Annotated in this window: 1 protein-coding gene; it reads left to right on the forward strand. The window is 73.7% G+C overall.

The features are described 5' to 3' along the window. A partial coding sequence (locus tag KZZ07_RS27315) for a Maf family protein (RefSeq protein WP_219520173.1) occupies positions 1-243 on the forward strand: 243 nt, incomplete at both ends.

Raw genomic sequence — 243 nt, forward strand, 5'->3', positions numbered from 1 at the left:
GCCCTGCATTCCGCCGTGGCGCTGGCGGGGGCGGTCGCGGACGCCTTCGTGGAGACCGCCCGGCTGACCCTGCGCCCTCTCGATGAACGGGCGATCTCGGCCTATGTGGACTGCGCTGGCGCGGAGCGCGTGCGGTCGAGCGTCGGCGGCTACCAGCTCGAAGGGCCGGGGATCCACCTGTTCGAATCGGTGGCCGGGGACCACAGCACCGTGCTGGGCCTGCCGCTGCTGCCGCTCCTCGCG

Origin of the sequence: Mameliella sp. CS4 (assembly GCF_019392335.1) — a bacterium.
Classification (GTDB): domain Bacteria; phylum Pseudomonadota; class Alphaproteobacteria; order Rhodobacterales; family Rhodobacteraceae; genus Antarctobacter.